The organism is Morganella psychrotolerans, assembly GCF_001676155.1.
In the GTDB taxonomy this organism is placed as follows: domain Bacteria; phylum Pseudomonadota; class Gammaproteobacteria; order Enterobacterales; family Enterobacteriaceae; genus Morganella; species Morganella psychrotolerans.
Genome location: NZ_LZEW01000012.1, coordinates 259111 through 270824 on the forward strand (window position 1 = coordinate 259111; position 11714 = coordinate 270824).

Annotated in this window: 7 protein-coding genes and 1 pseudogene; 1 reads left to right on the forward strand and 7 read right to left on the reverse strand. The window is 47.8% G+C overall.

Annotated elements, in window-relative coordinates; genetic code table 11:
• Nucleotides 1-60 precede the first annotated feature (60 nt).
• The 3 genes from AYY16_RS11580 to hdcC form a co-directional block, all read right to left on the reverse strand.
• The gene (locus tag AYY16_RS11580) at nt 61-1431 is read right to left on the reverse strand and encodes an amino acid permease (RefSeq protein WP_166417041.1); all 1371 of its coding nucleotides are present in this window, start codon (nt 1429-1431) and stop codon (nt 61-63) included.
• A gap of 206 nt (nt 1432-1637) precedes the next feature.
• Entirely contained in the window at nt 1638-2774 is a 1137-nt protein-coding gene (locus AYY16_RS11585) for a histidine decarboxylase (protein ID WP_067366480.1), read from the reverse strand.
• Nucleotides 2775-2825: 51 nt separating this feature from the next.
• On the reverse strand, nt 2826-4187 hold the full coding sequence (hdcC, locus tag AYY16_RS11590) for a histidine-histamine antiporter (RefSeq protein WP_067366483.1): 1362 nt from the start codon (nt 4185-4187) through the stop codon (nt 2826-2828).
• Nucleotides 4188-4609: 422 nt separating this feature from the next.
• Between hdcC and AYY16_RS11595 the strand changes: the two genes are divergently transcribed.
• Entirely contained in the window at nt 4610-6511 is a 1902-nt protein-coding gene (locus tag AYY16_RS11595) for an ATP phosphoribosyltransferase regulatory subunit (RefSeq protein ID WP_067366487.1), read from the forward strand.
• A gap of 63 nt (nt 6512-6574) precedes the next feature.
• Here the strand turns inward: AYY16_RS11595 and AYY16_RS11600 are convergent, their stop codons facing one another.
• From AYY16_RS11600 to AYY16_RS11615, 4 genes and pseudogenes are all read right to left on the reverse strand, one after another.
• Nucleotides 6575-7801 carry an SGNH/GDSL hydrolase family protein gene (locus AYY16_RS11600; protein ID WP_067366490.1) on the reverse strand — a complete coding sequence of 409 codons (1227 nt, stop codon included), beginning with the start codon at nt 7799-7801 and terminating at the stop codon, nt 6575-6577.
• A complete protein-coding gene (locus AYY16_RS11605; protein WP_067366492.1) occupies nt 7767-8948 on the reverse strand; it encodes an SGNH/GDSL hydrolase family protein in 1182 nt (393 codons plus the stop codon). The genes AYY16_RS11600 and AYY16_RS11605 overlap by 35 nt, the downstream gene beginning before the upstream one ends.
• Nucleotides 8935-10354 (reverse strand): annotated as a pseudogene (locus AYY16_RS11610) (MBOAT family O-acyltransferase). Before AYY16_RS11610 ends, AYY16_RS11605 begins: the two are co-directional and overlap by 14 nt.
• Before the next feature lie 305 nt (nt 10355-10659).
• Nucleotides 10660-11448 carry a protein bax gene (locus AYY16_RS11615; protein WP_067366495.1) on the reverse strand — a complete coding sequence of 263 codons (789 nt, stop codon included), beginning with the start codon at nt 11446-11448 and terminating at the stop codon, nt 10660-10662.
• Between the last annotated feature and the right edge of the window lie 266 nt (nt 11449-11714).

The window sequence follows — 11714 nt, forward strand, 5'->3', positions numbered from 1 at the left end:
CTCTGTGAGAAATTCCGGCTGTCATCATTGTCAGCCGGTAACGCCATCTCAGCGGTCTGCTCAGGGCAGATCCCCGGGATGTACGACAGGGCGAGCCCGGGACGGGATGCGGGTGTTTTTTTTTTCGCGGCGTATGATGAAAACCAGGTACAGCGGAATAGTAAACATCTGTAGCACCATGCCCCAGAACAGCGGCGTTGTACCGGCGCCTATCAGCGCGACCATGGTGAATCCCAGACCAATCAGGCTCAGAGTGGCGTAAATAATAAAGGTGCGGCTATACTGCATTTTTTTGGCGATCATGCCGATAGGCAGGGAAACCGCGGCAAAGGCGTACGGGATCAGACTGGCTGAAACCGCAAGAATAATGATGTTACGGAACTGCTGCTCCAGACTTGGTGAAATAGTGAGCAAAAGGACTGCGCTCATCATACAGGCGGTGCAAATCAATCCCTTATAAGGTACGCCATGGCGGTTTACATCGGCAAAAAATTGGGGGAATGTTCCGTTCTCTGCCGCAGATCGCGGCACTTCAGTCTGTAAAATCTGCCAGCCGGGAAGTGCGCCGAAGCAGGCAATAATCGCCAGCGCAGAGATAATCTGCCCGGCATGACCGCCCCATAAATATTGGGCGGTATCGGCAAATGGCGCAGTGGAATTAATCAGTTGTTCATGAGGCAGAATGCCCATCATGACATTAGCGGAACTGAGATAGCAGGCCGCTGCAATCAAAAGTCCGATAATCGTTGCCAGCGGAATATTACGTCGCGGATTAATAACCTGTGCGGAGGAAACAGAGGCGGATTCAATCCCCAGATATCCCCAGAGAGAGATTGCGGCAGCCGCCATTATGGCGTCGGTATCACTGGTTTGTGTGACATTGAAACTGCTGATGTAGCGCGTGTAGTCAAAGCTTGTCCAGCCAAAAATACTGATGCTCAAAATGACAGCAAGCATACAAAGACCGGTAAAAATTTGTGCATAACCGACAATTTTTGCGCCCTGCAAACCCAGCAGAACAAAAGACCAGAGAATAATAATTGCGGTGATCGCAGCGTAAAGCGGCGTGTGAAGTTGCGGAAAGAAATAAGAGAGATAGCCAACCCCGGAGATTAACAGGGCACAGTTGCCTATCCAGGTTGAAAGCCAGTAAAACAGGGATGTCTGTAAGCCGGTGTACTGACCAAAGGTGCGACCAATATTGGCAATCACGCCGCCTTTACAGGGCGATATTTCACCGGTTTTGGCAAATACCAGCGCGAGTGCGAGCACACCACAAAAGGTGATAAGTCCACCCCACAGCGCAATAGAGCCAATGTGCGCGAGCGAAGAGGGTAACATGAACACACCACTTCCCATCATATTGGAAGCAGTCATAATAATCAGAGCAATCAAGCCCATACGGTGGGTGGGTTTACCATTGTGAACCATACCATTTTGTCCTCACAGAAATACTCCAGCTACAGATGAGTGAGAGATAGACCACGTGATCAGCGGACTGACTGGTGTTTTTTTTGTCTTTTTTTCTTGCATCATCCTGCGTCGCTGTATAGGTTAGAGAGCGTTGCCGGCAGGATTGGCGTCTGCGCCGGCAACGAACGGTAAGGGGGCAGTGGATAATTACCACTGCCTTTTTTTTATGCCGCGTGTAATTTTGCGTCGGCGATAACGTCATCGATCAGCGCATCAATCTGAGCGGTGTCCAGATGGTGAGCGGTGGTGATCAGGTGAGCGTCATTACCGGAAGTCGCGAGGCAATGCTCTTTCCAGACCCGTTCAGACGGGCAAGGGAAGACGACGGTGATGGAGTTCTTGTTGCGCCATGCATTGATACCGGCTTTCTGCAGACGATCAACGGCGTACTGCGCCATATCCAGGCTGCGGCCGATGCGGCGTTTCCAGTCTTCGGTTGAATGTGCGCGGACAGCTTCCCATAACATCAGTGGTGTATGACCATTACGGGAACCGGTGATGGTTTTATCGTGTGCGGAGATGTAATCGATTTCGACGGAAATACGGTCAACATTCTCTTTTTTCGCAACAACAATACCGCAAGGGATTGGCGTACCAATCATTTTGTGGCCGGAAACACCAATTGAATCGATACCATCAGCAAAGGTAAATGCCTGTGGTTCATCAACAAATGGCAGGATCATGCCGCTCAGTGCCGCATCAGCGTGCAGATAGTAATCTTCACGTTTGATACCGGCTGCTTTCATGCGTTTCTGGATCTCTGCGATATCATCAATCGCACCACGGACGGTTGTCCCGATGTTAGCGAAAATAATCGGATGCGCTTCTTTATCATCCGCAATTTTCTTCATCAGATCGTCATAGTCGATTTCGCCGTTTGGCTGAGCTTCAACAACCTGTGATTTGATGCGCAGTAATTTGACGATTTTCGCTACAGAGTAGTGGGTATCTTTTGAATAGTAGAGCGTACCGTCAGGGAAGATTTCACGGCCCAGGTAGCAACCGAACATATTACCTTCGGTCCCGCCGTTAGTGACATAACCCCAGCTTTGTTCAAACGGAATCTTGAACAGGTCTGCGAAATACTCCATCACTTCTTTTTCAAAATCGAAAGAGTTCAGCAGGTAGTTGCAATACTCGCCCCAGTCACCACAGTTGTTGATGGAGAAACGTAAGAAGCGTTCCAGATTGGTGTAATTAAAATCCGCAGATTCAGGATAACCGATGTTGAAATACTGGTTTTTTACGCAATATGCCCAGAATGCATCGAGTTTGTTTTGATCATTGATAGACAGAGTCATAATTATTTACCTCTTGTTTTTCAAAATATAAAGACTGTAAACCGCTGTGGATTACGCTTTATCTTGTTCATCATGGATATAAAGAATGTCTTTCCCTGTTTTCGCACGGCTGGCAGCCACAAAGCTGAACAGCGGGATAGTGAGAGACATCATGACCAGACCCCAGAACATGGAATCAGACCCGGAACCTAACAGCGCAAAGACGCAATAAATGATGCCGATGACCACGAGGACGTTGTAGAAAATAAACGTACTGCCGCGGTTCATTTTTTTGGACACCATGATGATAGGCAGGGAAATCAGCGCATACATGTATGGCAGCAGGGAGGCGAATACGGACATCAGAATGACGATTTGGAACTGTTTGGCGAGGTTTGGTGATGCGGTCATCAGCAGCACTAAGCTCATCAGTACACCGGTGAAAATAAGGCTTTTCATCGGAACGTCATTTTTATTCGTATCGGAGAAGAATTTAGGAAACAGACCCTGGTCAGCACCGGCGCGGGGACCTTCGGACTGAAGAATTAACCAGCCGGAGATAGAGCCGAAGCAGGCAATAATACTCAGGATGGATGCCACAGTACCGGCGGTTTCACCGAACATATAACGGGCAGCATCAGCAAACGGTGCCGCAGAGTTAACGAGTTCTTCATGCGGAACCAGACCCATGATGACGGTACAGCTGCCGACGTAGCAGACAGACGCAATCAGCAGACCATAGACGGTTGCACGGGGAACGGTATATTCCGGTTTATCCACCTGACCACTGGACACCACGGCGGATTCAACCCCGAGGAAGCCCCACAGCGCGATAGATGCAGCAGTAATAATGGCGGAAGTGTCGCTTTTCCCGGTACCGTTATAGACCTGGGAGAACATCTGCGGATCAAACCAGAACCAGCCGATCACACCCACACCCAGTACTACAACCAGCATACAGGTCGCGGTGAAAGACTGTGCACGACCGGCGACGCGTGCACCGAAACTGGCTAAAACAACGAAACCCCACAAAATAACGATAGCAACAATGCTGCCGATAGTCGGGTTTCGCAGCTCAGGGAAGAAGTAGCTGAGGTAACCGACACCGGCAACCAGCAGAGCGACGTTACCGACCCAGGCGCTTATCCAGTAGCAGACAGTGGTCTGGAAACCGATAAATGGCCCGAATGCATCGCTGGCGTATGCCACGATACCGCCGTTACGCGGAGTGATAAGACTGGTTTTGGCGAAGACCAACGCCAGTGCTATCACACCAATAATTGTAAATAGCCATCCCCATAAAGAGATGTAACCTATGCCCGCAAGGTTTGTCGGCAGCATAAACACACCGGAACCCATCATATTTGATGCGGTTACCAGGGTTAGTGCAACAACCCCCATTTTATGGGCGGAACTGGCACTCATGTTTCCCATAATGCTTTTCCTGTTAATGATTGTTAGTTGGAAAGGTGCACCCGATGACAATTACCGAGATAGGAAAAACTTAATTTCTTAAAGCCCTCTGAAATGTGATCCTGATCAACAAAAACAGTATCTACATAACAGTTTCAACTGAGAATGAACATTTTATGAGCTATTTTTCAGTAAGTGACTCCGTCCCCTTTTTTATGGGTAATACCAACAACTTTCTGTGTGGTTATTATTTTACTTTTGTCACCGGTGAATTAACAAAATAACAAAGAGAGAAATAAATATACTTATTTCAGTATGATGAAAAAGAACCGCATTCAAAAATAAAAGTAATTATCGTAATATAAGTTAGAATAACGAGGTGATTTTTATATAATATAAACATTAGATAATTTAATTATTTTTAGCGGTCGGAGCGCTGAACTATGCCAAGACGAGAGCGCCTTTATTTTTCCGGATTACCACAGCTTATTAAACTTAACGGACACAATCATCAGAAACTCTTTCAGGAAGAAGAAGATTATTCCCGTTTTCTGACTTGCATTGACAAGTCTTTAAAATCATACGATTGTGAATTACATGCGTACTCTGTTCAGGCGGATGTTGTTCTCTTGCTGCTGACACCAAAATCAAAAGAAGACCTGAGTCGCTTCATTCAGCATATCGGTCGTCAGTATGTTCCTTATTACAATAATAAATATCAGCGCAGCGGTGCATTATGGGAACGGCGCTATAACAGTTGCCTTATTGAAGCGAATTCCTATTTTCTCTTAGTCTCACAATATGTTGATACATTCACATCCGATCAGTCTGAATATAATGATAAACATAACTGCAATTATTCCAGCTTCAGCCATAACTCCGGGGAATGTGTTATTCCGAGAATGACTGAACATCAGTGTTATTTACAATTAGGAAAATCAGCACAAGAGCGCGGCATTCATTATCAGCACTTTTTATATACCACAATAAGCCCGGCCGTCACTGAGCGGATACAAACCTGCCTGAAACAAAACTGTGTGCTGGGAACGAATCAATATTGTCAGAAACTGGAGTTTGAGGTGAACCGCACCGTGCGCCCGCATCAGACGGGTCGCCCGCGTAAACACTACAGTAATAATGTGACGGATTGGATCTGGCTTGAAAACCGGGCATCAAAGTTACTGGAGCGCTATTGCTACCAGGAGATCCGCTTCCCGTTGCTGGAGTACTGGGATGAAAACATGAAAAATACGGCGGCATTTTCTCATGATAACCAGGATGCTCCGACACTCAATTGCAGCCATCCCGCGCTGTTGCGCGGAGAAGGAACAATGGGATGCCTGCGGGTGATAGCACAGCATCAGCATTTACAGTCGAAAAGTAAATTGTGGTATATCGGCGCTATGTTTCGCTCTGTTGCCGGGCAAAAGCAGGACTTTGAGCAATATCATCAGATTGGTGTGGAAGCGTTCGGCTACGATAATATAGATATCGAGCTGGAGCATATTTTAATGCAGCATGATTTTTTCAGTTCACTGCATCTCACGCCGTATATTGAATTAAATATTAATACCGTCGGCACAGAAGCTGAATTTACCCGGTTTCGTCAGGCGCTGGTGGCGTACTATCAGCCGTTTCTGCCCTTTTTTGAAGACCAGTGGCGGGTCATTCTGGAGGAAAGACCGGAGCAGTTGCTTTCAACACCACACAAATTGCTGGATATAGTGAATAAAAAAGCGCCGCCGCTGAGTGATTTTCTGTCTGAAGCCTCCACCACCCGTTTCAGGGAATTACTGGATTCACTGAACCGCCTGAAAATTCCGTACAGCGTGACACCGACACTTTATCCGGTGAATAATTACTGTCATACCCTCTTTGAGTGGCGCAGCACACATCCGGACAGCCCTGATACTCTGCTTTGCCGTGGGGGCCGCTATGACGCCAGCGCCTCACATTTGCTGGGGAAACACATGGCTGTCAGTGGTTTCGCGTTTATGCTCGACCCTGTCATTATTCTGATCCGTACATGCAATAAACAGTTGTTACGCCAGAATGCAACTGATGTGGTTCTGATCCCTGAGAATACCCGTGCCGCCGGAAACGCCCTGATTGTGGGTCGCCGGTTACGGACATTGTTCCCGCACTTTACGATTAAAAATGATTGCTCCGGGATGCGGATCAATGCTTGTCGTAAGAACGCAGAACGCAATGGCAGCCGTTTTATTATTGTGGTGCCGCCGGAACATGGCGATGAGCTGGAACTGACTGATAAAAATAACGGATTGATTCAGAGTATGAATGAGAATGCGATGATTGGTGTGCTCGGGCACAGTGTGAACTGCTGAGAAAGGATAGTTTTCACAGTAACGGGGGCTTTCCGTTACTGTGAATAACATTATACAGCTTGTTTATTGCTGGCGCAGCAATGCATCCAGCGCATTATAGAGTGCTGTGGCACTGCGCTCATAGCCTGCCGCCGAGAGATGAACTTTATCCGGGCGCGCGAGATCCCGCAGAACCCAGCTGTTAATCGCACAATCCCCGCCCATATATTGCTGCCAGTCCCAATAAAGTAAACCTTCACTTTTTGCGACAGACTGCTGAATGTTTATCACATTATGCAGGTTTGCAGGCTGCTGTGAGCGGCAGTCCGGTGCTGTTTTGTTTTTGATACTGTCACCGGGACCGACCAGCAGGATCACCGCATCCGGCATTGCCTGACGGATTTTATGCACATTCGCGGTAAGCTGCTGACGATAGAGATCCAAATTCAGTGTGTCATTGAAGGCTTCATTGGTGCCGTAAGCGAGGATCACCATCTCCGGTGCGGTTTCTGCCAGAGTGCTGACCCATTGCGACGACCACTTGTCCGTCATGGCAATGGTTGCACCATTGATGCCGACAGCCGATAGCATTACACCGGGATGGTTGCGGGTAATAAACCAGCCACCGATATTCAGCGGGCTCTGTTCACTTGTCGTAATGTCCGCCGGGAAGGTCACCGGTACACTGTCAGAGAAACGCCAGCCGGAAGACGGCTGAAGGTTCAGTGTGCTGTTGGTGGCGGAGCGCACAGAAACCGATGCCGGATAAGAGGTTTGATATAAGACCTGCATATCATACTGATTTGACGATGGATTACGCTCTTTCATCGTCAGTGTACTGTGTCCGGTCAGTGGCGAAATAATAAAGCCGCCCAGCGGGAAGTTCGGTGCATCATCTTTCCGGCTGGTCAGAAATGACCACTGTTTTTTCGGTTCAGTGAAGACAAAATTAGCGGTACGCTGCCCGGCAATAATGCTTGGCGGAACAAACCCGATCCCTGCATCGCCGTAGCCTGCCTGAAATTTATCACGCAATGTACCGGAGAAAAAATCGGCGGCAGTATGTGAATCCCCGATCTGGACAATATGAACCCGGGCAGACGGGTCACGCAGGCGATGTGCTAACCGGCTGAGATTCGGATCGCCATAGTTGGTCAGATCATTACGGGACACCGGTGGCGGTGTCTGTGTCGGCGTTATCCACGGCTTCTCAGCGCTGTGCTGACAAGACATCAGAGAGACGGCGGCGGCGAGTAATACAGTCGCGCCTGCGAGTTTAAGGTGCCACGACGGGCGTTTTTGTTGTTTCATTATGTGTTTCTTCTTGCACCTCAGGTTCCTGAGGTGCAGCATTAAATTTAATCAGATCAAACACCGTGTCAGCGATAGCTTTCTGACCTTTATAGGTGAAATGAATACCGTCTCCGCTGCGCAGCTTGATGTTACTGCTGCCGTCGCCGATATAATCGGAATAGACCTGATCCTGATATTTGAAAATTGTATTTGCGGACAGCCAGATTTCCCCGGCATTTTTGATTTCCGACTGATAAAGCCCGCTAAGATAGTGTACACCATCCGACAATTTCCCTTTGCGCATATTCGGCGGACTGATCCAGATGACATCCACACCCTGAATCCGGGCGGTTAACAGAATATCCTGAATCCGTTTACGGTACTGCTCTTCCCACTCCGGTGAGGTGAAGCGCAGATAGCGCCCGCCACCGTCCGGCGGCATATCCCACGGGTCATTCGGACCGAGAAACACCACCATCAGCCGGATATCCGTGTTGGCGGCTAATGTCGTTCTGACGATTTCCGGCCAGTTGAAAAATTTGGGGTAAGTCAGACCGGTACTCTGCTTGCTGAGGTTGATACTCTCAATGCCATAGGCTTTGGTCAGCCGCGATTGTAACACAGGTGCTACGCCCTGCATGAGCGAATCGCCGACAAAGAACACTTTATCACCAGCTTCAAGTTCGATTATTGATTTCGGTGTCTTTTTCGCCAGAATTTGCTTTGCAGCCTGTTCTTTATCCAGTTTCAGGACAGAACTGCCTGCAATCGGGCGATCCCGGTTAAGCAGTTCAGGGAAGGTTACAGACAGCGAAGCGGCGGGGTAGAGATAGCCGTTGAGAAAATGCAGACCGGTTTGAAACTCTTCCGGAAATGCCCGTTTACCGGGGATCGCTTTTTCAGTCTCTTCAATGACATGATTTCCCCGCGCATATTCCACCATGGTTTCCCCGGCGGCAATGACGCCATCCTGAAGGTATCCGCCGAGATCCCAGGCATAATGTCCCTGTAATTTTGCCCATGGCGCAGGCTGGTGATATGTCTGCTCCCAGTAACGCGCCAGCGGGTTTTGGTTCAGCCAGACAAGTGCCACACTGGCGCTCAGCACAATAAAAACCACTTTCAGGGCGCGCTCAAGGTTTTCCGTAAAATCAAAAATTCGCATAGATAAAACCCGGCATGCCTGAAGGTGAGAAAATGAAAACCAGTGTCATAAAGAGTGCCAGCGGCAGCGGATACCAAACCCAGGAAACCCGCTGATAATACTGACCGGCCTTGTGATACAGATTAACACATGACGGATACAGGAATAATAATAGCCAGAACGCGGCAAGCAGCGGAGCGCTTGCGGTAACAGAGGATACAAACCCGCCTGCGGTAAGCTGTGTCAGCATGGTGACGGCATCACTGAGTGTGGCGCTGCGAAAGAAAATCCACGTCAGGCAGAGTACATGGAAGGTAAAAATCCGCGCTATCCAGACCGTGGTTTTCTGCCATACCGTTTCCGCCGGGTCTTTGCGCGGCGGCATAAGCTTGTGTTTGATATTCATCAGCACAATACCCAGTCCGTGCAGCGCACCCCAGATAATAAACGGCAGACCGACGCCGTGCCAGATACCGGAAATCACCATCGCAATAAAGGCGTTGATATTCATCCGCACCGCACCTTTGCGGTTCCCGCCGAGCGGGATGTAGATATAGTCACGGATAAACACGGACAAACTCATATGCCAGCGCGCCCAGAACTCTTTCAGGTTGGTGGCAAGATACGGCGCATTGAAGTTTACCGGCACCACAAAGCCGAGCAGCATGGCAATCCCCGTCACCAGGTTGGTGTAACCGGAGAAGTTAAAATAGATATTCCACGCGTAGGCGTAAACGGCAACCAGTATCTCACCCGCGCTGTAATTGACCGGGGAGCTGAATACCGGATTGGCAAAATTTTCTGATAAATACGCGCTGAACAGAAACAGTTTTACCATCGACAAAGTGATCAGCAGCAGGGCTTTTTTGTAATTAATCACTTCCCGTGAGGTTGCCTGAATCTGTGGCATAAAGGCTTTGGCACGGTTTATCGGACCGGCAACAATGCTTGGAAAAAAGCAGAGGTATAACACGACATTCCAGAACGACGCTTTTTCAATCTCTTTGCGACAGACTGACACCACATAGCTGACAGAATGGAAGGCATAGAACGATAGCCCCAGCGGTGCAAGGATCGCCAGTGTCGGCAGCTCTGCTTCAATTCCGGCCTGTAACAGGGCACTTTGCAGTGATTCCTGTAAGAATCCGTAGTATTTGAAAACTGTAAAGCAGCCGGTAATCCCTATCCCCAGCAGGATGTAAATCCGGCGGGCAGACAAACGGCTGCTCAGAACATTTGCCAGAAGATAAATAAACAGTGTGTAACCGGCAAGGACATACGCAAAGCTTGGCTGAAACAGGAAAACAAATACATAACTCGCTGCTATTAAAAGCGTATTTTGTAAGCCGGTCTTCTTTTGACAGAGCCAGTAAATCAGAAAAAAAAGCCGTAAAGGAGGCAAGAAATTCAAATGAAAAGAAATTCATATCAGACTCTGTGCAAGCATGTGGAGAATGTCATCGGGTATATATACTCGTCATACTTCAAGATGCCCGGGTGTTGACTACGCAAAGCTCGCCGGGTCACATAGTTTATCTATGTTCCCCGTCTATCTTGGCTTGTCGCCTACATGCATCTCGAATTATTTAGAGTATGAGTGGTGAGTATAATATAAGTTATCAAATGCTATTCAATAAGAATGATGAAAAGAAAGAAAAAAACCCACGGAATAAGCATATTAACCGTGGGTTTTTGGGTTCAGTTCTGAGTGTTGCTCAGAAAACTGAACGATTTATGTGTTTTGGGCACCTTTCTGTGCAGTCGATATCAGTGTTTTATTACTGTCATACATCTGCTGCAGGTAGCGGTTATAGGTATCTCCTTTCTGGGAGTATCCTTCCAGCTGACGGATAAGATCCGGTGTACTCAGTGAGTCATCATCACCGAGGCGCTGTTTCGCCCGTTCTGAACGCAGTGAATTATAAGCACGATGCGTATTCAGATTTTTCATGTAAGCCGTAACACCATCCTCAATGGTGCTGTAAGCGTAGTAGCCCTGGACCTGACCGGCCTTAGCGCTACAACCCCGTCCGCAACGCATACCAAACAGGTTATTGTTTGATTGGGACAGTTTTGATGTTCCCCAGCCTGACTCTGTTGCCGCCTGAGTGGCAACGAAGTGGGTGGGCAGGATATCGACACGGCTTAACAGCGCTTTCCAGTTGGTGCGCTTAGGTGAGCTGCATGTCATATCATAGCTCTGGCAAAGCGTTCTGAGCTTTGCAGTATCACTTGCTGACCAATGGTTATTTTTCTGACGTTCCAGTAACCAACTGCGGTCATTCATGATTTGGCGATTAACTTTGTCAATCGTCGGGACAATGGCATTTAAAAACGCTTTCTTTCGGGGTGTACCTGAAGGGTATTTTCGCAAATCAGGCAGCACTTTGTTGAGCTGCTTGCCTTTAGGAGAATACTCTAAACTTGTCGTGGTACTGGTTGAAGCAAAGCTAAAACCGGTAAAAAATAGAAAAATCAAGAAAGCGAAGACTGCATTTGTCCTCATCGTATGAGAGGGCATTGCTTTTCCTCGTTTTGATTGTCTGAACAAATTTCGAACGAATACTAGCAAAATAGAAAAACCATAGCCAGACTTATTCGCCATCGTTAAATATTAATGGTGTATGTTTTTACAGTACAATATTCTGTTTTCTGATTTTGTCTATGTCTATTAGTAAGTTAAAACAGGCATTAAATGACAGCCGTTTTTAGCAAAAAAGGCGGAATAATCTGGAAAACTAATGTGTTTTCTTCTGCAACTTATCGTATTTTCATTTTTTTATGCGG